Origin of the sequence: Enterobacter sp. JBIWA008 (assembly GCF_019968765.1) — a bacterium.
Lineage (GTDB): Bacteria > Pseudomonadota > Gammaproteobacteria > Enterobacterales > Enterobacteriaceae > Enterobacter.
On the sequence record NZ_CP074149.1, the window covers coordinates 4,380,908 to 4,400,107 of the forward strand.

Annotated in this window: 26 protein-coding genes, 1 tRNA gene, 1 rRNA gene and 1 pseudogene; 6 read left to right on the forward strand and 23 right to left on the reverse strand. The window is 51.5% G+C overall.

Annotated elements, in window-relative coordinates:
• Positions 1-98 precede the first annotated feature (98 nt).
• Together KGP24_RS21225 and KGP24_RS21230 are read right to left on the reverse strand one after the other, a co-directional pair.
• Positions 99-174, reverse strand: a tRNA-Glu gene (locus tag KGP24_RS21225).
• An 85-nt stretch (positions 175-259) separates the two neighbouring features.
• Positions 260-1,799, reverse strand: a 16S ribosomal RNA gene (locus KGP24_RS21230).
• Between the two features lie 472 nt (positions 1,800-2,271).
• On the opposite strand from KGP24_RS21230, the gene KGP24_RS21235 reads away from it, so the two are divergent.
• A complete protein-coding gene (locus tag KGP24_RS21235; RefSeq protein ID WP_223561717.1) occupies positions 2,272-2,826 on the forward strand; it encodes a gamma carbonic anhydrase family protein in 555 nt (184 codons plus the stop codon).
• On the opposite strand, the gene KGP24_RS21240 is transcribed toward KGP24_RS21235, so the two are convergent.
• The 6 genes from KGP24_RS21240 to dprA are packed head-to-tail and all read right to left on the reverse strand — an operon-like array spanning position 2,793 to position 6,585.
• Positions 2,793-3,050, reverse strand: coding sequence for a DUF1488 domain-containing protein (locus KGP24_RS21240; RefSeq protein WP_223561718.1), 258 nt, complete (start codon positions 3,048-3,050; stop codon positions 2,793-2,795). The two genes, KGP24_RS21235 and KGP24_RS21240, sit on opposite strands and share 34 nt — an antisense overlap.
• The gene (gene aroE / locus KGP24_RS21245; protein WP_223561719.1) at positions 3,047-3,865 is read right to left on the reverse strand and encodes a shikimate dehydrogenase; all 819 of its coding nucleotides are present in this window, start codon (positions 3,863-3,865) and stop codon (positions 3,047-3,049) included. The genes KGP24_RS21240 and aroE overlap by 4 nt, the downstream gene beginning before the upstream one ends.
• Before the next feature lie 4 nt (positions 3,866-3,869).
• Positions 3,870-4,442, reverse strand: coding sequence for an L-threonylcarbamoyladenylate synthase type 1 TsaC (gene tsaC / locus KGP24_RS21250; RefSeq protein ID WP_223561720.1), 573 nt, complete (start codon positions 4,440-4,442; stop codon positions 3,870-3,872).
• Positions 4,435-4,989: a topoisomerase DNA-binding C4 zinc finger domain-containing protein gene (locus tag KGP24_RS21255; protein WP_223561721.1), complete on the reverse strand. Its 555-nt coding sequence runs from the start codon at positions 4,987-4,989 to the stop codon at positions 4,435-4,437. The genes tsaC and KGP24_RS21255 overlap by 8 nt, the downstream gene beginning before the upstream one ends.
• 26 nt (positions 4,990-5,015) lie before the next feature.
• Entirely contained in the window at positions 5,016-5,489 is a 474-nt protein-coding gene (gene smg, locus KGP24_RS21260; protein ID WP_008503477.1) for a DUF494 family protein Smg, read from the reverse strand.
• Entirely contained in the window at positions 5,461-6,585 is a 1,125-nt protein-coding gene (dprA, locus tag KGP24_RS21265; RefSeq protein ID WP_223561722.1) for a DNA-protecting protein DprA, read from the reverse strand. The genes smg and dprA overlap by 29 nt, the downstream gene beginning before the upstream one ends.
• Positions 6,586-6,712: 127 nt before the next feature.
• Here dprA and def point away from each other — a divergent pair, with 127 nt between their 5' ends.
• The 5 genes from def (at position 6,713) to mscL (ending at position 11,490) form a co-directional block, all read left to right on the forward strand.
• On the forward strand, positions 6,713-7,222 hold the full coding sequence (gene def / locus KGP24_RS21270) for a peptide deformylase (RefSeq protein ID WP_006812188.1): 510 nt from the start codon (positions 6,713-6,715) through the stop codon (positions 7,220-7,222).
• Between the two features lie 25 nt (positions 7,223-7,247).
• Entirely contained in the window at positions 7,248-8,195 is a 948-nt protein-coding gene (gene fmt / locus KGP24_RS21275; protein WP_223561723.1) for a methionyl-tRNA formyltransferase, read from the forward strand.
• Positions 8,196-8,247: 52 nt separating this feature from the next.
• Entirely contained in the window at positions 8,248-9,534 is a 1,287-nt protein-coding gene (gene rsmB / locus KGP24_RS21280) for a 16S rRNA (cytosine(967)-C(5))-methyltransferase RsmB (protein ID WP_223561724.1), read from the forward strand.
• Between the two features lie 22 nt (positions 9,535-9,556).
• Positions 9,557-10,933 (forward strand): Trk system potassium transporter TrkA, encoded by a 1,377-nt coding sequence (gene trkA / locus KGP24_RS21285; RefSeq protein ID WP_008503482.1) that lies wholly within the window; start codon positions 9,557-9,559, stop codon positions 10,931-10,933.
• Between the two features lie 146 nt (positions 10,934-11,079).
• Positions 11,080-11,490, forward strand: coding sequence for a large-conductance mechanosensitive channel protein MscL (gene mscL / locus KGP24_RS21290; protein WP_223561725.1), 411 nt, complete (start codon positions 11,080-11,082; stop codon positions 11,488-11,490).
• On the opposite strand, the pseudogene KGP24_RS21295 reads toward mscL, so the two are convergent.
• The 15 genes and pseudogenes from KGP24_RS21295 to rplF all read right to left on the reverse strand — a co-directional run bounded on the left by KGP24_RS21295 (position 11,426) and on the right by rplF (position 19,192).
• Positions 11,426-11,706: pseudogene (locus KGP24_RS21295) on the reverse strand (alternative ribosome-rescue factor A). The gene mscL and the pseudogene KGP24_RS21295 sit on opposite strands and share 65 nt — an antisense overlap.
• A 57-nt stretch (positions 11,707-11,763) precedes the next feature.
• Positions 11,764-12,189 (reverse strand): Zn(2+)-responsive transcriptional regulator, encoded by a 426-nt coding sequence (gene zntR / locus KGP24_RS21300; protein WP_223561726.1) that lies wholly within the window; start codon positions 12,187-12,189, stop codon positions 11,764-11,766.
• 2 nt (positions 12,190-12,191) lie between these two features.
• Positions 12,192-12,560, reverse strand: a complete 369-nt coding sequence (locus KGP24_RS21305; protein WP_223561727.1) for a DUF1992 domain-containing protein — start codon at positions 12,558-12,560, stop codon at positions 12,192-12,194.
• A gap of 107 nt (positions 12,561-12,667) precedes the next feature.
• Entirely contained in the window at positions 12,668-13,051 is a 384-nt protein-coding gene (rplQ, locus tag KGP24_RS21310; protein ID WP_001216368.1) for a 50S ribosomal protein L17, read from the reverse strand.
• Between the two features lie 40 nt (positions 13,052-13,091).
• Positions 13,092-14,081, reverse strand: coding sequence for a DNA-directed RNA polymerase subunit alpha (gene rpoA / locus KGP24_RS21315; protein WP_002919219.1), 990 nt, complete (start codon positions 14,079-14,081; stop codon positions 13,092-13,094).
• A gap of 25 nt (positions 14,082-14,106) precedes the next feature.
• A complete protein-coding gene (rpsD, locus tag KGP24_RS21320) occupies positions 14,107-14,727 on the reverse strand; it encodes a 30S ribosomal protein S4 (protein WP_004868345.1) in 621 nt (206 codons plus the stop codon).
• A 33-nt stretch (positions 14,728-14,760) separates the two neighbouring features.
• The gene (gene rpsK / locus KGP24_RS21325; protein ID WP_003863312.1) at positions 14,761-15,150 is read right to left on the reverse strand and encodes a 30S ribosomal protein S11; all 390 of its coding nucleotides are present in this window, start codon (positions 15,148-15,150) and stop codon (positions 14,761-14,763) included.
• Between the two features lie 16 nt (positions 15,151-15,166).
• A complete protein-coding gene (gene rpsM / locus KGP24_RS21330) occupies positions 15,167-15,523 on the reverse strand; it encodes a 30S ribosomal protein S13 (RefSeq protein WP_003863308.1) in 357 nt (118 codons plus the stop codon).
• A gap of 146 nt (positions 15,524-15,669) precedes the next feature.
• The gene (gene rpmJ, locus KGP24_RS21335) at positions 15,670-15,786 is read right to left on the reverse strand and encodes a 50S ribosomal protein L36 (RefSeq protein ID WP_000868187.1); all 117 of its coding nucleotides are present in this window, start codon (positions 15,784-15,786) and stop codon (positions 15,670-15,672) included.
• A gap of 31 nt (positions 15,787-15,817) precedes the next feature.
• Complete coding sequence (secY, locus tag KGP24_RS21340; protein WP_003863305.1) at positions 15,818-17,149, reverse strand: preprotein translocase subunit SecY; 1,332 nt, start codon at positions 17,147-17,149, stop codon at positions 15,818-15,820.
• Between the two features lie 7 nt (positions 17,150-17,156).
• Positions 17,157-17,591 carry a 50S ribosomal protein L15 gene (gene rplO, locus KGP24_RS21345; protein WP_003863304.1) on the reverse strand — a complete coding sequence of 145 codons (435 nt, stop codon included), beginning with the start codon at positions 17,589-17,591 and terminating at the stop codon, positions 17,157-17,159.
• Positions 17,592-17,594: 3 nt separating this feature from the next.
• Positions 17,595-17,774: a 50S ribosomal protein L30 gene (rpmD, locus tag KGP24_RS21350; RefSeq protein WP_003863301.1), complete on the reverse strand. Its 180-nt coding sequence runs from the start codon at positions 17,772-17,774 to the stop codon at positions 17,595-17,597.
• Between the two features lie 6 nt (positions 17,775-17,780).
• Complete coding sequence (rpsE, locus tag KGP24_RS21355) at positions 17,781-18,281, reverse strand: 30S ribosomal protein S5 (protein WP_003863299.1); 501 nt, start codon at positions 18,279-18,281, stop codon at positions 17,781-17,783.
• Between the two features lie 14 nt (positions 18,282-18,295).
• Positions 18,296-18,649 (reverse strand): 50S ribosomal protein L18, encoded by a 354-nt coding sequence (gene rplR / locus KGP24_RS21360; RefSeq protein ID WP_003863297.1) that lies wholly within the window; start codon positions 18,647-18,649, stop codon positions 18,296-18,298.
• A gap of 9 nt (positions 18,650-18,658) precedes the next feature.
• Positions 18,659-19,192, reverse strand: coding sequence for a 50S ribosomal protein L6 (gene rplF / locus KGP24_RS21365; RefSeq protein WP_003863296.1), 534 nt, complete (start codon positions 19,190-19,192; stop codon positions 18,659-18,661).
• Between the last annotated feature and the right edge of the window lie 8 nt (positions 19,193-19,200).

Below are 19,200 nucleotides of genomic sequence, written 5' to 3' on the forward strand. Positions count from 1 at the left end.
AGCTTGATCCAGATTTTTAAAGAGCAAATATCTCAAACATGACTCGCAAGTCAGTTTTGAGATATGAGGCAGGTGACTTTCACTCACGAACCAGCAAGTGGCGTCCCCTAGGGGATTCGAACCCCTGTTACCGCCGTGAAAGGGCGGTGTCCTGGGCCTCTAGACGAAGGGGACACTGAAGTCTCAATCGCAAGACGCCTTGCTATTTACTTTTCATCAGACAATCTGTGTGAGCACTACAAAGGCAGGTTCTTTAAGGTAAGGAGGTGATCCAACCGCAGGTTCCCCTACGGTTACCTTGTTACGACTTCACCCCAGTCATGAATCACAAAGTGGTAAGCGCCCTCCCGAAGGTTAAGCTACCTACTTCTTTTGCAACCCACTCCCATGGTGTGACGGGCGGTGTGTACAAGGCCCGGGAACGTATTCACCGTAGCATTCTGATCTACGATTACTAGCGATTCCGACTTCATGGAGTCGAGTTGCAGACTCCAATCCGGACTACGACGCACTTTATGAGGTCCGCTTGCTCTCGCGAGGTCGCTTCTCTTTGTATGCGCCATTGTAGCACGTGTGTAGCCCTACTCGTAAGGGCCATGATGACTTGACGTCATCCCCACCTTCCTCCAGTTTATCACTGGCAGTCTCCTTTGAGTTCCCGGCCTAACCGCTGGCAACAAAGGATAAGGGTTGCGCTCGTTGCGGGACTTAACCCAACATTTCACAACACGAGCTGACGACAGCCATGCAGCACCTGTCTCAGAGTTCCCGAAGGCACCAATCCATCTCTGGAAAGTTCTCTGGATGTCAAGAGTAGGTAAGGTTCTTCGCGTTGCATCGAATTAAACCACATGCTCCACCGCTTGTGCGGGCCCCCGTCAATTCATTTGAGTTTTAACCTTGCGGCCGTACTCCCCAGGCGGTCGACTTAACGCGTTAGCTCCGGAAGCCACGCCTCAAGGGCACAACCTCCAAGTCGACATCGTTTACGGCGTGGACTACCAGGGTATCTAATCCTGTTTGCTCCCCACGCTTTCGCACCTGAGCGTCAGTCTTTGTCCAGGGGGCCGCCTTCGCCACCGGTATTCCTCCAGATCTCTACGCATTTCACCGCTACACCTGGAATTCTACCCCCCTCTACAAGACTCTAGCCTGCCAGTTTCGAATGCAGTTCCCAGGTTGAGCCCGGGGATTTCACATCCGACTTGACAGACCGCCTGCGTGCGCTTTACGCCCAGTAATTCCGATTAACGCTTGCACCCTCCGTATTACCGCGGCTGCTGGCACGGAGTTAGCCGGTGCTTCTTCTGCGGGTAACGTCAATTGCTGAGGTTATTAACCTCAGCACCTTCCTCCCCGCTGAAAGTACTTTACAACCCGAAGGCCTTCTTCATACACGCGGCATGGCTGCATCAGGCTTGCGCCCATTGTGCAATATTCCCCACTGCTGCCTCCCGTAGGAGTCTGGACCGTGTCTCAGTTCCAGTGTGGCTGGTCATCCTCTCAGACCAGCTAGGGATCGTCGCCTAGGTGAGCCGTTACCCCACCTACTAGCTAATCCCATCTGGGCACATCTGATGGCAAGAGGCCCGAAGGTCCCCCTCTTTGGTCTTGCGACGTTATGCGGTATTAGCTACCGTTTCCAGTAGTTATCCCCCTCCATCAGGCAGTTTCCCAGACATTACTCACCCGTCCGCCGCTCGTCACCCGGGAGCAAGCTCCCTGTGTTACCGCTCGACTTGCATGTGTTAGGCCTGCCGCCAGCGTTCAATCTGAGCCATGATCAAACTCTTCAATTTAAGTTTGATGCTCGTGAATTAAACTTCGTAATGAATTACGCATGTTCACTCAGAGACTTGGTATTCATTTTTCGTCTTGCGACGTTAAGAATCCATGTCACTTTGAGTGCCCACACAGATTGTCTGATAAATTGTTAAAGAGCAGTGCAACGCGGCTTTCGCTCACCGTTGCGAGGTGGCGTATATTACGCTTTCCTCTTTCAGAGTCAACCCGTTATTTCAGGATTTTTTCTCTTCAACCGAACCGCTTGTTGTGTGAAGTGATTCACATCCGCCGTGTCGATGGAGGCGCATTATAGGGATCCCATTTTTTAGCACAAGTATTTTTTAGATCTTTTTTTTCGACTGCTGATTTTCCGCGCTTTTCGCTGAAATCCCGCCCGATCTGCTTAAATATTGACGTATTTTGCCTTGCCTCGATCCATTAATATGATCAAAGTCTTCTGTATAGCGCTCATTGTTAGAGGTAGATATGCCCGCAGTATTACGTCCTTATAAAGATCTGTTCCCCAAAAAAGGCGATCGCGTGATGATCGATGCCAGCAGCGTGGTGATTGGTGATGTCCGAATGGCCGATGACGTCAGCATCTGGCCGCTCGTCGCCATCAGGGGAGATGTTAACTATGTGTCGATTGGTGCACGTACCAATATTCAGGACGGTAGCGTTCTGCATGTCACACACAAATCCTCCTATAACCCGGAGGGCAATCCCCTCATCATTGGAGAAGAGGTTACCGTCGGCCATAAAGTGATGCTTCACGGCTGCACTGTCGGAAATCGCGTACTTGTTGGCATGGGGTCGATTTTGCTGGATGGCGTCATAGTAGAAGATGACGTAATGATTGGTGCCGGTAGCCTGGTCCCGCAGAACAAACGGCTGGAGAGTGGCTATCTCTATCTGGGAAGCCCGGTAAAACAGATCCGCCCCCTGAAGGAGGCAGAGCTCGAAGGGTTAAAATACTCTGCGAACAACTACGTTAACTGGAAGAATGACTATTTGGAACAGGACAACCAAACCCAGCCCTGATCGTCTTCCTGCTGTTCGCGGATTAAATCGCTGGCTTCCTCTTCCAGATCCCAGCGATTTTCGCAAAATACCGCTATCGGGTCTGAACCGCCAAAACGATGCAACAGCGTTTCTCCATGAATGGCACAGGTAAGTTGCATACCCTGCACCAGCACCGGAAAACTGACCGCTTGTTTACTCTCATCCCAGTTCTCTCTGTCCGGGAAATGAATAGCCTGGTTCACGCCGAAAGCTCCTGCTTTAACTTTTCAATGACAGGTTCGACCGCAGGCAACACGCCATGCCAGAGCAGCACCGCATGCGCGGCCTGACCCACCAGCATTCCCAGTCCATCGGCTAAATGTTTCGCGCCGTGTTGTTCACACCAGTTAAGGAAAGGCGTCTTCCCTTTCTGATAAAACATGTCATAGAAGTACATATGCGCGCTGACCAGAGAAGCGGGAATTGCCGGGATCTCGCCATTGATGCCGCTGGACGTGGCATTGATGACAAGATCGAACTCACGATCGTCAAGATCGTCAAGCGCTGCCGCGCTCACGCTGCCGGTATGCGCAAACAACGCCGCCAGCGCTTCTGCGCGGGAAAAGGTTCTGTTGGTTATGGTCACCGCACAGTCCAGAGAAAGCAGAGGCAACAGAACTCCCCGCGATGCGCCACCCGCACCAATCAGCAGGATCCTGAATCCGGGCTTAATAAACGACAGTCGTTCCAGATCGCTAAGTAAACCAATTCCGTCGGTGTTGTCACCCAAAAGGCGTCCATCCTCAAGCCGTTTTAGGGTATTGACTGCACCAGCCAGTGAAGCGCGCTCAGTAAGCTCATTCGCACGTTCGAAGGCTTCTTCTTTAAAAGGAACCGTCACATTAGCGCCTTTACCGCCCGCGGCGAAAAAAGCCTCCAGCGTTGGAATAAATGCATCCACCGGTGCCAGTACGCGGCCATAGGGATGATTTATCTGCAGCTGCTTCGCAAATTGCTGATGGATCAGCGGTGACTTGCTGTGCGCAATCGGATTACCAAAAACAGCATAGGTTTCCATGAGATTACCCCTGGCGAAAACGTTCGCCGGTCAAAGCGTCGCGAATTTCAGACGGATTCAGGCGCCCCCCCGTTTCACCGACAACAACAGGGAAGTCATTCCCGAACTGCGCCAGTACTTCTTCGGTTGTCCGACAAGGTGGCAATCCGGTCAGGTTGGCGCTGGTTGAGACTAGCGGTTTACCAAATGCCAGGCAAAGCTCAACCACCAGCGGATGGTCAGTTACGCGAACGGCGAGGGAATCAAAACGTCCGGTTAACCAGCGAGGCGTTGTCGGCTGCGCCGGGAAGACGAAGGTCACCGGTCCAGGCCACGCGGAGAAGATAGTCTCGCGCTGCGCCGGCGTCAGCATGGAGTCATCGATATAGGGTTTAAGCTGCTCATAATTCGCAGCGATCAAAATCAGCCCTTTCTCGACGGGTCTTTGTTTTAAGGCAAGCAAACGGCTCACAGCCGTCTCGCTGTCAGGATCGCAACCGACCCCAAAAACAGCTTCAGTTGGATAGGCGATGACTTCTTCATTTTTCAGTACGTCCACTGCATGCGCAATGGAGCCTGATGGCAGGTTATTATTCACTATTTTGATCCGCCGTAACCGGCTTTCCACATTGTTTACTGGCGCAGAAGCGTTTCATGCCTTGCGCGGTTTTCTTCTCTATAAGTAGCGGATAATTGCAATGAGGGCAGGTTCCCGCTACCGGTTTAAAATTGATAACGAACTGGCATTCAGGGTAGCGATCGCACGAATGGAAAGTCTTACCATAACGGGAGCGGCGCTGTACCAACTGCCCGCGCTGACACTGAGGGCACGCAATTGCCGTTTCATCAGGCTTATCAATTTGTTCCGTATGCTCACATTCCGGGTAGCGGCTACATCCAATAAACATGCCGAAACGCCCCTGCCGCAGGGCTAATTCACCACCGCAGAGTGGGCAATACTGCCCCTCCAGAATTTTAACGATATGTCCATCCGCCTGGTTTTTCAGGGGACGGACATAATCACATTCCGGATAGTGTGAACAACCGAGAAACGGGCCGTGTTTCCCGGACCGAATAACAAGTTCAGCCCCGCACTGCGGGCAGGGCTCGTTTTTATGCACCGTGAATAGTGCTGATTTGGCCATAACAACTCTTGGTGCTGCACATTGAATTAGTGCAGCATACCTTCATTCACTTCAAAGAGTAATTCTTCCATTTGCTGATAGGCGTTTTCACAGCCCGGGATATTAAACAGAACCATCAGGATCACCCACTTGAGATCTTCCAGTTCAAATTCTGCTGTATCCAGCGCCATGACGCGCTCTATCACCATTTCTCTCGTTTCGAGGTTCAGCACCTGAATCTGCTCAAGGAATAAGATGAACCCCCGGCAGCTGGCGTCCAGCCTTTCACACTCTTCCGCTGTATAAATGCGTACTGACAATGGGTCAGAAGCAAGCTGCATCGGTTCGGCGAGGCCTTCCTGATAATCAGCCAGTTTTTCCAGCCACATCAACGCATTATAGATATCTTCCCGCTCAAACCCCGCATCGGTAAGATCCTGTGTCAATTTGTCCTGATCCACTCGCATTTCTGCTTCGTTATGGATGTAAGTCTCAAACAAATACATCAGTACGTCGAACATGGCATGCCCTCCTTAATCGGACATAGCCGCCGGGTACAGCTGCGATCCACCCTGCTAACTCCAGTTCGAGTAGCTGTGCTACCGTTACTGGCACAGGTTGGCCGGCACGTTCAGCGACAACGTCAACAGGTGTTACCTCATCTCCTACGTTAGCCAGGAGCTTGGGAAATGGCAATGCCACCTTTCCCTGATCTGATGAATATTGTCGCTTTTCGGGATCTTCCTGCAGCCATTGCAACCCATATTGCAAATTTTCAAGAATATCTCCTACTTCCGTTACCGGCGTTGCCCCTTGCTTAATCAGCCAGTGGGGCCCCTCGCATCCGGGATTACCTATCGGACCAGGCAAGGCGAAGACTTCTCTCCCCTGTTCGAGCGCGCATCGCGCCGTGACCAGCGAACCGCTTCGGCGCGCCGCTTCAACCACCAGCACGCCTTTGCTAAGCCCACTGATAATTCGATTACGACGCGGAAAGTTTGCCGGCCTGGGCTGTGCGGAAAGCGGAAACTCAGACACTATCGCGCCGTCAGATTCGATAAGCCGCATCGCCAGTGCCTGATGCCTGCGTGGATAAATGCTAAAAAGACCGTTCCCCAGCACCGCTACACTTCGTCCTTTAACTGACAGCGCCGCGCTGTGGGCTACGCCGTCAATACCACAGGCCAGCCCGCTGGTGATCGTGAAACCGCTTTGTGACAGTTGTTCGCACAGGATTTTCCCCCATCGCTCGCCGTACCACGACGGCGCACGGCTACCTACCACCGCCAGTTGAACCGTATTAAGCGTCTCAGGGTTACCTTTTACGAATAATGCCCCGGGATAATCAGGGATCGTGCGGAGCAAAGGGGGATAAAGGGGATGGTTGGCCGTTAATAAATGATGTCCCGGCTGCTCAAGCCACATAAGGCTACGTTCCAGCTCGCTCTCATCAAGTGCAAAGAAGCGTTCAGTCTGCTTTGCTGTCAGCCCGGCGTTTCTGGCCACGAGCACGTTGAGGTGTTCCTGCTTCTGCAGTCGCGCAGCCGCTTCCAGCATTACATCACCACACAGCGACCCAGTGTGAACTAGCCGTAGCCATATCTCGTTAGACGTCATCCTTTCCCCTGCCATAAGCGGCCTGTGCAATCATTGCGATTGGTCACTGATGCTGTCAATCGATGGGGGATTTGTCTAGAATAGAGAGAGTATTCTTATCAACTACTGAACACGACTCTGGAAATTTATGGCAGTTTTGCAAGTGTTACATATTCCGGACGAGCGCCTTCGCATCGTCGCTGAACCGGTCAAAGAAGTGAATGCAGAAATCCAGCGTATCGTTGATGATATGTTCGATACCATGTACGCCGAAGAAGGCATTGGCCTGGCGGCGACGCAGGTGGACATTCACAAGCGTATTATCGTGATTGATGTTTCCGAAAATCGCGATGAGCGTCTGGTGCTGATCAACCCTGAGCTGCTCGAAAAGAGTGGCGAAACCGGTATTGAGGAAGGCTGTCTGTCCATTCCTGAACAGCGTGCTTTAGTTCCGCGTGCCGAAAAAGTGAAAATTCGCGCGCTGGATCGTGACGGTAATCCGTTCGAACTGGAAGCAGACGACCTGCTGGCGATTTGTATTCAGCATGAGATGGATCACCTGGTCGGTAAACTGTTTATCGATTACCTCTCGCCGCTGAAACAGCAGCGTATTCGTCAAAAAGTAGAAAAACTGGATCGTTTGCGTTCTCGCGCATAACGTCCCCCCGGATACAAGGATCATCGTGTCTAAAACACTACGTATTATCTTCGCGGGAACCCCTGATTTTGCAGCGCGTCATCTTGACGCGCTGTTATCGTCTGGTCACCAGGTTGTTGGCGTCTTTACCCAGCCAGACCGTCCTGCTGGTCGCGGCAAAAAACTGATGCCGAGCCCAGTAAAAGTGCTGGCAGAAGAGAATGGGCTACCGGTTTTCCAGCCCGCATCGTTGCGCCCACAGGAAAATCAGCAGTTGGTTGCTGACCTGAATGCTGACGTAATGGTGGTGGTGGCTTACGGTTTAATTCTGCCGAAAACGGTGCTTGATATGCCTCGCCTGGGGTGCATTAACGTGCATGGATCTCTGCTCCCACGCTGGCGTGGTGCTGCACCAATCCAGCGCTCGCTGTGGGCGGGTGATGCCGAAACGGGCGTTACCATCATGAAGATGGACGTAGGTTTAGACACCGGCGATATGCTGTATAAACTGGCCTGCCCCATTACGTCAGACGATACCAGCGCCACGCTGTATGACAAACTGGCAGACCTTGGTCCACAAGGGCTTATCGAGACGCTCCAGCAGCTTGCTGACAATACGGCGAAACCGGAAGTTCAAGATGACGCGCTGGTGACTTATGCCGAAAAACTGAGCAAAGAAGAAGCGCGGATCGACTGGTCCCTGTCAGCCGCTCAACTTGAACGCTGCATTCGCGCTTTTAATCCGTGGCCAATGAGCTGGATGGAGATTGATGAGCAGCCAGTGAAAGTCTGGAAAGCCTCCGTCATTAGCGGTACTACCACAGCTGAACCCGGTACGATTATTGACGCCAACAAGAACGGGATCCAGGTGGCGACCGCGCAAGGGATCCTGAATCTTGAATCGCTACAACCGGCCGGTAAGAAGGCCATGAGCGTTCAGGATCTGTTAAATTCCCGTCGCGAATGGTTTATTCCGGGCAATCGTCTCGCCTGAGCAAATTTATTCATAAGGCCCGGTGTTTCCGGGCATTTTTATTTTTACGGTTATGAAAAAACAAAATCTACGCAGCATGGCGGCTCAGGCCGTTGAGCAGGTTATCGAGCAGGGCCAGTCCTTAAGTAACGTCCTGCCTTCCCTGCAACAAAAAGTATCTGATAAAGACAAAGCCCTGCTTCAGGAGCTCTGCTTTGGCGTTCTGCGCACACTTTCTCAGCTTGAGTGGTTGATAAACAAGCTGATGTCACGCCCAATGACAGGCAAGCAGCGCAGCGTACACTATTTGATTATGGTGGGTTTTTATCAGCTTATTCATACCCGCATCCCACCTCATGCCGCGCTGGCTGAGACGGTGGAAGGCGCCGTTGCGATTAAACGTCCTCAGCTGAAAGGACTGATCAACGGCGTACTGCGTCAGTTCCAGAGACAGCAGGAAGAGCTTCTTGCTGAATTTGCCCAAAGCGAAGCGCGTTTCCTGCACCCGGATTGGCTGTTGAAGCGCCTGAAAAAAGCTTATCCACAGCAGTGGCAGGAGATTGCCGATGCAAACAACCAGCGTCCGCCAATGTGGTTACGCGTGAATCGTAATCACCACACTCGTGACGAATGGCTGGCATTACTTGAAGAAGCTGGAATGAGTGGATTCCCGCATGAAGCCTATCCGGATGCAGTACGCATGGCATCACCGGCACCGGTACATGCATTACCCGGTTTTGATGAAGGCTGGGTAACCGTACAGGATGCCTCGGCTCAGGGTTGCATGACCTGGCTTGAACCCAAAAATGGTGAGCAGATCCTCGATCTGTGCGCCGCGCCTGGGGGCAAAACGACGCATATTCTTGAAGTGGCTCCGCAGGCCATCGTGATGGCAGTGGACGTCGATGAACAGCGCCTCTCACGCGTCTACGACAACCTTAAGCGTCTGGGCATGAAGGCTCAGGTTAAGCAAGGCGATGGACGCAAGCCCGTAGAATGGTGTGGTGAAACCCAGTTCGATCGCATCTTGCTGGATGCCCCGTGCTCTGCAACCGGTGTTATTCGTCGTCATCCGGACATCAAGTGGCTACGCCGCGATCGTGATATTAAGGAACTTGCCCAACTGCAATCCGACATTCTCGACGCCATTTGGCCGCATCTGAAACCTGGCGGAACGCTGGTCTATGCGACTTGCTCCGTACTGCCGGAAGAAAACAGCCAGCAAATCGCGGCCTTCCTTAAACGTACTCCGGACGCCGCGCTGCGCGATACGGGGACGCCTGAATCCCCAGGTCTGCAGAACCTGCCGGGTGCAGAAGAAGGTGATGGCTTCTTTTACGCTAAGCTAATCAAAGAGTGATGTTGAGAACAGGTCACGAGATATGAAGATTATCATTCTGGGTGCAGGACAGGTGGGCGGAACGCTGGCGGAAAACCTTGTTGGCGAAAACAACGACATCACGATTGTTGATACCAATGGCGATCGTCTGCGCGTCTTGCAGGACAAATTTGACCTGCGCGTGGTGCAGGGTCATGGTTCGCACCCACGCGTTCTTCGTGAGGCGGGCGCCGACGATGCCGACATGCTGGTTGCGGTAACCAGTTCTGACGAAACCAATATGGTGGCCTGTCAGGTGGCCTACTCGCTTTTCAACACGCCAAACCGAATTGCGCGTATTCGTTCTCCGGACTATGTTCGCGATGCTGAAAAACTGTTTAATTCCGAAGCGGTCCCCATTGACCACCTCATCGCGCCAGAACAGCTGGTTATCGACAATATCTATCGCCTGATCGAATATCCGGGAGCACTGCAGGTAGTGAACTTTGCCGAGGGCAAAGTGAGTCTGGCAGTGGTTAAGGCCTATTACGGCGGACCATTGATCGGCAATGCGCTTTCCACCATGCGCGAGCACATGCCGCATATCGATACGCGCGTCGCAGCTATTTTCCGTCACGACAGGCCAATTCGCCCGCAAGGTTCCACGATTGTCGAAGCCGGTGATGAGGTCTTCTTTATTGCGGCCTCACAGCATATTCGTGCGGTAATGAGTGAACTTCAGCGCCTCGAAAAACCCTATAAACGCATTATGCTGGTCGGCGGCGGCAATATCGGTGCCGGTCTGGCACATAGGCTGGAAAAAGATTACAGCGTGAAGTTGATCGAGCGCGATCAACAGCGTGCTGCTGAACTGGCGGAAAAACTGCAAAATACGATCGTATTTTATGGTGATGCATCTGATCAGGAGTTGCTGGCTGAAGAGCATATTGATCAGGTTGATCTCTTTATTGCCGTCACCAACGACGACGAGGCGAATATAATGTCCGCCATGCTAGCGAAGCGCATGGGGGCCAAAAAAGTCATGGTGCTTATTCAGCGCAAGGCATATGTCGATCTGGTTCAGGGCAGCGTTATTGACATTGCCATTTCCCCTCAGCAGGCGACAATTTCCGCGCTCCTGAGCCATGTTCGTAAAGCGGATATTGTCGGTGTGTCATCGCTCCGCCGTGGCGTAGCGGAAGCCATCGAAGCCGTAGCTCATGGAGATGAAACGACGTCTCGAGTCGTCGGCCGTTCGATCGACGAAATTAAACTGCCGCCAGGCACGATTATCGGCGCCGTTGTGCGCGGGAATGATGTCATGATTGCCAATGATAATTTACGGATTGAGCAAGGCGATCACGTTATTATGTTCCTTACCGATAAAAAATTTATTACCGACGTCGAACGTTTATTCCAGCCAAGTCCATTCTTCCTTTAAAGGATTGGGTGCTCGAGTAAGAGCACCCTTACTTTATCCTTTCCATTTCTGTGCCTTCTATTTTTCATAATGTTTAATTATCCCGAATGGCAATTGGCTAATCATTTGTTAAACTTAAACTCGTCAGCTGGCACAAGGAGAGAACAATGAGTTTTATTAAAGAATTTCGCGAATTTGCGATGCGCGGAAACGTGGTGGATTTGGCAGTGGGTGTCATTATTGGTGCAGCATTCGGCAAGATTGTTTCATCATTGGTGGCCGACATTATCATGCCACCTTTAGGGTTGTTAATCGGCGGCATAGATTTCAAACAGTTCGCGTTCACGCTGCGTGAAGCGCAGGGTGATGTTCCAGCAGTAGTAATGCACTATGGCGTATTTATTCAGAACGTATTTGATTTTGTGATTGTCGCGTTTGCCATTTTTATGGCCATCAAGCTAATCAACAGGCTCAACCGTAAAAAAGAAGAGCCAGCTGCAACACCTGCGCCAACTAAAGAGGAAGTGCTGCTGAGTGAGATCCGCGATCTGTTAAAAGAACAGAATAACCGCGTCTAATCAATAGATAAAAGCAGGAAGGCCAGTGGTAAATAAGCGATTCGCTTGCTTGCCACTGGCCTCCCAGTTACCCCGTTTTTCATGTTTGTCTTTACGCAGATAACTTCCTTTCCCTTTTTTGTTCTTCTCAACGCGCTGCCTGAATAACGGGTCGTGAAGTAACGCCTCAATGGCATTGTCCTTTATTTGTCCTTTCGTATGCTGATAGCGGCTCATAATGTCTCCAGAGCAGGGTTTATGACGACGGGAGTCTAGACCCGGATGAACTAAAAATCAACAGCCCTGTTTTTCTCCACTCGCTCCCTGTTCAAGGGTTTCGAGAATTGAACAGTAAATACTGCTGTGGGCCGTCCCGCAGCAGGCATCATTCAGCCTTTGCAGAGAGCGCTGCATGGTTTGCAATTCCTGAATGCGTGCTTCAACTTCATCCAGCCGGGCCTGCACAATGCTTTTAGATTCCTGACAGGTGTGATGCTCCGGATCGATGCGGATCGATAATAACTCACGGATCGAATCCAGCGTGAAGCCGAGCTGACGCGCATAACGAATAAACCGTAGTCGCTGTAGGTCGTTATCGGTATAAAGGCGAAAGCCTCCTTCTGTACGAACTTCATGATCGATCATCTGCTGCTTTTCGTAATACCGGATGGTATCCGGCGTGACGTTCGCAAGCTTCGCAAGTTCACCAATACGGTACATAACTACTCCTCGTTTATTTTCTGCATCAATCTTTGGCCGTATTCACCGCGCAGAAAATCAGTGTTAATCCCTGCCTGGCGCAGCTTGAGTTCAAGCAGGGTGAGGTGGCGGCTAAGTTCAGCGTATCGTGGATCGTCATTACGGATCCCTTTGAGAAGATCGGCCAGTGCTACAGCCTCTCTGCGCTGTTCGAGCTCCGGAGGGAGACAGCCGGCATTTTTCAGTAAACGGTATCCAGCCCGTAGCTCAGGCGCTATATGCGAATCATCGTCAAGCACAAGGGGCTCGCCGCTTCCCGGGAGATCGTCGAATTCACCTTTTTTTTGGGCATCGCGAATATGGCGTTCTGCCCACTGGTCGAGCAACCACATTACCGGCTCCTGGGGATGAACAGAATTGATACAGACATTGTAGAGAAGTGGGGATATCGCGGATATAAAAAAACCCGCCGAAGCGGGTTTTTTTACGTTACTGCAGATTACTCTGCAGCAGCTTCTGCTTTCTCTGAACGATCAACCAGCTCGATGTAAGCCATCGGCGCGTTGTCGCCTGCACGGAAACCACACTTCAGAATGCGAGTGTAACCACCGGCACGGCTCGCGAAACGCGGGCCCAGTTCGTTAAACAGTTTTGCCACGATCTCGTTATCACGAGTACGGGCGAATGCCAGACGACGATTAGCAACGCTGTCAGTCTTGGCAAGAGTAATCAGCGGCTCAACTACGCGACGCAGCTCTTTCGCTTTAGGCAGGGTCGTCTTGATGATCTCATGACGAACCAGTGAACCTGCCATGTTGCGGAACATAGCCTGGCGATGGCTGCTGTTGCGGTTCAGTTGACGACCACTCTTACGATGGCGCATGACCTTATCCTTCTCAGTAAAACCTTAACCTGTGATCCGGTTACTCGTCAGCAATGCTTGCCGGTGGCCAGTTTTCCAGGCGCATGCCCAGAGACAGACCACGTGAAGCCAGCACGTCTTTAATCTCAGTAAGAGATTTTTTACCCAGGTTCGGCGTTTTCAGCAACTCAACCTCGGTACGCTGTACCAGATCACCGATATAGTGGATAGCTTCTGCCTTGAGGCAGTTAGCAGAGCGGACAGTCAATTCGAGATCGTCAACAGGGCGCAGCAGGATCGGATCGAATTCTGGTTTCTCTTCTTTCACTTCCGGCTGACGTACATCACGTAAGTCAACGAAAGCTTCCAGTTGTTCTGCCAGGATGGTTGCCGCACGACGAATCGCCTCTTCAGGATCGATTGTGCCATTGGTTTCCATTTCGATGACCAGCTTGTCCAGGTCGGTACGCTGTTCTACACGCGCTGCTTCAACATTGTAGGCAATACGCTCTACAGGGCTATAGCATGCGTCGACCAGCAGACGGCCGATTGGGCGCTCATCTTCTTCCGAATGAATTCGGGCAGAAGCCGGCACATAACCACGACCGCGCTGAACTTTGATACGCATGCTAATCGCTGCGTTCTCATCGGTCAGGTGGCAGATCACGTGCTGCGGCTTGACGATTTCAACATCACCGTCGTGGGTGATGTCGGCTGCAGTCACAGGGCCAATGCCAGATTTATTCAGAGTAAGAATAACTTCATCTTTACCCTGAACTCTCACCGCCAGCCCTTTCAGGTTGAGCAGGATTTCAAGGATATCTTCCTGAACGCCTTCTTTGGTGCTGTACTCATGAAGTACACCATCAATCTCAACCTCGGTCACCGCGCAACCCGGCATCGATGAGAGCAGAATACGGCGCAGTGCGTTACCCAGAGTATGGCCAAAGCCACGCTCTAAAGGCTCAAGGGTCACCTTGGCGTGCGTCGAACTCACTTGCTCGATATCTACCAGGCGCGGTTTTAGAAACTCTGTCACAGAACCCTGCATTGTGTCCTCTCTTTGGTACTAAGCTTTACTTGGAGTAAAGCTCGACGATCAGGTGTTCGTTAATGTCCGCAGACAGATCAGAACGTTCTGGCTGACGCTTGAACGTACCTTCCATCTTGCCAGCATCAACTTCCAGCCAGGTTGGCTTTTCACGCTGCTCAGCCAGCTCCAGAGCGGCCTTCACGCGAGATTGCTTTTTCGCTTTCTCACGAATGCTAACAACGTCATTCGCTTTAACCTGATAAGAAGCGATGTTAACAACACGACCGTTTACCATGATTGCTTTGTGGCTAACCAGCTGACGTGATTCAGCACGAGTAGCGCCGAAGCCCATACGGTATACAACGTTGTCCAGACGACCTTCCAGCAGAGCCAGCAGGTTTTCACCTGTGTTGCCTTTCAGACGTGCTGCTTCTTTATAGTAGTTACGGAACTGACGCTCCAGCACACCGTACATACGGCGAACTTTTTGCTTTTCACGCAGCTGCACACCATAGTCAGACAGACGCGGTTTACGCGCACCGTGCTGGCCAGGAGCTTGTTCAATTTTACACTTGGTATCGATCGCGCGAACGCCAGACTTAAGGAATAAGTCGGTGCCCTCACGACGGCTCAGCTTGAGCTTAGGACCCAAATATCTTGCCATTTTCTATCTCCAACTAACCTAAAAAACGGAGCGTTATACGCGACGTTTTTTCGGCGGACGACAACCGTTATGAGGGATCGGAGTCACATCAGTAATATTCGTGATGCGGAAACCAGCGGCGTTCAGAGCGCGAACAGTAGATTCACGACCCGGACCCGGACCTTTAACCATAACTTCCAGATTCTTGATGCCGTATTCTTTTACGGCTTCTGCACAACGCTCTGCTGCAACCTGAGCTGCGAACGGAGTGGATTTGCGAGAACCACGGAAACCGGAACCACCGGCTGTTGCCCAACCCAATGCGTTACCCTGACGATCAGTAATAGTAACGATGGTGTTGTTGAAAGAAGCATGGATATGAGCCACGCCGTCAGAGACTTGTTTTCTTACACGTTTACGTGCACGAACTGGTGCCTTTGCCATTATTCAATCACCCCGATTATTTCTTGATCGGTTTGCGCGGACCCTTACGGGTACGTGCGTTGGTCTTAGTACGCTGACCGCGCACTGGCAGACCACGACGATGACGCAAACCGCGATAGCAACCAAGATCCATCAGGCGCTTGATGCTCATGCTGATTTCACGGCGCAGATCACCTTCAACGACAAATTTGGCAACTTCGTCACGCAGCGTGTCGATTTGTTCTTCAGACAGCTCACTGATCTTAACATCTTCAGCGATACCCGCTGCAGCCAGAATGGCTTTAGAACGGGTCTTGCCGACGCCGTAGATCGAAGTTAATGCGATCACAGCATGTTTCTGATCAGGAATGTTAATGCCTGCTATACGGGCCACTATGCACTCCTACTATTTAATATGTACGCACCATGCTGAAAAGCCCGTTTTCAGGATACTCAAATGGAAACGTACAGACATACAAAAGATTGGCTGGCTAATCTAGCCAGCTCAACCCAACTTTGCAAGAAAAATATGCGAAATAATCAGCCTTGGCGCTGTTTATGCTTCGGCTCGGCACTGCAAATCACACGGATGACACCATCACGCTTAACGATTTTGCAGTTACGGCATAATTTCTTGACGGAAGCACGAACTTTCATTTTTACTCTCCGTAACTTCTCAGGCGACCATTTAGCGGCCGTAGCCTTTCAGGTTCGCCTTCTTCAATGCAGACTCGTACTGACTGGACATCATCAGAGTTTGCACTTGAGCCATAAAGTCCATAATCACGACAACAACGATAAGCAGTGAGGTCCCACCGAAGTAGAACGGTACTTTCATTGCATCACGCATGAACTCCGGGATCAGGCAGATAAAAGTAATATAAAGCGCACCAACCAAAGTCAGGCGAGTCATTACTTTATCGATATACTTCGCCGTTTGCTCTCCCGGACGAATTCCTGGTACAAATGCACCGGACTTCTTCAGGTTATCTGCTGTTTCACGCGGGTTGAAAACCAACGCCGTGTAGAAGAAACAGAAGAAGATGATCGCAGACGCATAGAGTAACACATAAAGTGGTTGCCCAGGCTGCAAATACAGCGAAATTGTTGTCAGCCAGTTCCAACCAGTACCGCCCCCGAACCATGACGCGATGGTCGCCGGGAACAGAATAATACTGGAAGCGAAGATAGCCGGGATAACCCCCGCCATGTTCACTTTCAGCGGTAAATGTGTGCTCTGTGCAGCATAGACACGACGACCCTGCTGACGTTTAGCGTAGTTCACCACAATGCGGCGTTGACCACGTTCAACGAAGACAACAAAGAACGTCACTGCAAATACTAATACTGCAACCAACAGCAACAGGAGGAAGTGCAGGTCGCCTTGACGCGCTTGCTCGATAGTATGGGCGATGGCTGGCGGGAGGCCCGCAACAATACCGGCGAAGATAATGATTGAGATACCGTTACCGATACCACGCTCAGTAATCTGTTCGCCGAGCCACATCAGGAACATAGTCCCTGTGACCAGACTTACAACAGCGGTGAAGTAGAATGCAAAGCCCGGGTTTAACACCAGGCCCTGCATACCAGGCATATTCGGCAAACCGGTAGCAATACCGATCGACTGGAATATTGCCAGCACCAGAGTACCGTAACGGGTGTACTGACTAATCTTACGACGTCCAGACTCCCCTTCTTTCTTCAACTCTGCCAGGGCCGGATGAACGACCGTCAGCAGCTGGATGATAATTGATGCCGAAATGTACGGCATAATACCCAATGCGAAGATAGAAGCACGGCTGAGAGCACCACCAGAGAACATGTTGAACATTTCAATGATGGTGCCTCGCTGTTGCTCAAGCAGTTTGGCAAGTACAGCGGCATCGATACCAGGGATCGGAATAAAAGAGCCAATACGGAACACAATCAGCGCGCCGATAACAAACAGCAGTCTGCGTTTCAGCTCGCCAAATCCACCTTTGGCACTTTGAAAATCTAATCCCGGTTGCTTAGCCATCTGCTACTTATTCCTCAATTTTACCGCCAGCAGCTTCGATAGCAGCACGAGCACCTTTAGTAACACGCAGGCCACGAACAGTTACCGGAGTAGAAACTTCACCAGCCAGGATCACTTTCGCGAACTCAATCTGGATACCGATAATGTTTGCTGCTTTCAGCGTGTTCAGGTCTACAACGCCGCCTTCAACTTTCGCCAGGTCAGACAGACGGATTTCCGCTGTGATCGCTGCTTTGCGAGAGGTGAAGCCGAACTTCGGCAGACGACGGTACAGTGGCATCTGGCCACCCTCGAAACCGCGACGTACGCCACCGCCAGAACGAGAGTTCTGACCTTTGTGACCACGACCACCGGTTTTGCCGAGGCCAGAACCGATACCACGACCCAGGCGTTTACCCGCCTTTTTAGAGCCTTCGGCCGGAGACAGAGTATTTAAACGCATCTCTTACTCCTCAACTTTAACCATGAAGTAAACCGCGTTGACCATACCACGAACAGCAGGAGTATCCTCGCGCTCAACGGTATGACCAATACGACGCAGACCCAGGCCAAGCAGCGTTGCCTTGTGTTTCGGCAGACGACCGATTGCACTGCGGGTTTGAGTGATTTTAATAGTCTTTGCCATGGTCAATTACCCCAGAATTTCTTCAACGGATTTACCACGCTTGGCAGCGACCATTTCTGGAGAATTCATATTTTCCAGGCCATCAATAGTTGCACGAACCACGTTAATCGGGTTGGTGGAACCATATGCTTTGGCCAGAACGTTATGAACCCCAGCAACTTCCAGAACGGCGCGCATTGCACCACCGGCGATGATACCGGTACCTTCTGAAGCTGGCTGCATGAATACACGAGAACCCGTGTGAACACCTTTAACTGGGTGCTGCAGGGTGCCGTTGTTCAGCGCGACGTTAATCATATTGCGACGGGCTTTTTCCATCGCTTTCTGGATCGCTGCTGGAACTTCACGCGCTTTACCGTAACCAAAACCAACGCGACCGTTACCATCGCCTACTACAGTCAGAGCTGTGAAGGAGAAAATACGACCACCTTTGACGGTTTTAGATACGCGGTTTACCGCGATCAGCTTTTCCTGCAGTTCGCCAGCCTGTTTTTCGATGTGAGCCATCTTACACCTCTACCTTAGAACTGAAGGCCAGCTTCACGGGCAGCATCTGCCAGTGCCTGGACACGACCATGATATTGGAACCCGGAACGGTCAAAGGAAACATTGCTGATACCTTTTTCCAGAGCGCGTTCAGCAACAGCTTTACCTACAGCTGCAGCGGCGTCTTTGTTACCGGTGTACTTCAATTGTTCTGAGATAGCTTTTTCTACAGTAGAAGCAGCTACCAGAACTTCAGAACCGTTCGGTGCAATTACCTGTGCGTAAATATGACGCGGGGTACGATGTACCACCAGGCGAGTTGCACCCAGCTCTTTGAGCTTGCGGCGTGCGCGGGTCGCACGACGGATACGAGCAGATTTCTTATCCATAGTGTTACCTTACTTCTTCTTAGCCTCTTTGGTACGCACGACTTCGTCGGCGTAACGAACACCCTTGCCTTTGTAAGGCTCAGGACGACGGTAGGCGCGCAGATCTGCTGCAACCTGACCGATCAGCTGTTTATCAGCGCCTTTCAGCACGATTTCAGTTTGAGTCGGACATTCTGCAGTGATACCGGCCGGCAGCGGATGCTCAACAGGGTGTGAGAAGCCCAGAGACAGGCCTACTGCATTCCCTTTGATAGCTGCACGATAACCTACACCAACCAGCTGAAGCTTTTTAGTGAAGCCTTCGGTAACACCAACAACCATTGAGTTCAGCAGGGCACGCGCGGTACCAGCCTGAGCCCATCCATCCACGAAACCATCACGTGGACCGAAGGTCAGAGCGTTATCTGCATGTTTAACTTCAACAGCTTTGTTGAGGGTACGAGTCAGCTCGCCGTTTTTACCTTTGATCGTAATAACCTGACCGTCGATTTTTACATCAACGCCGGCAGGAATAACGACCGGTGCTTTAGCAACACGAGACATTCTTTCCT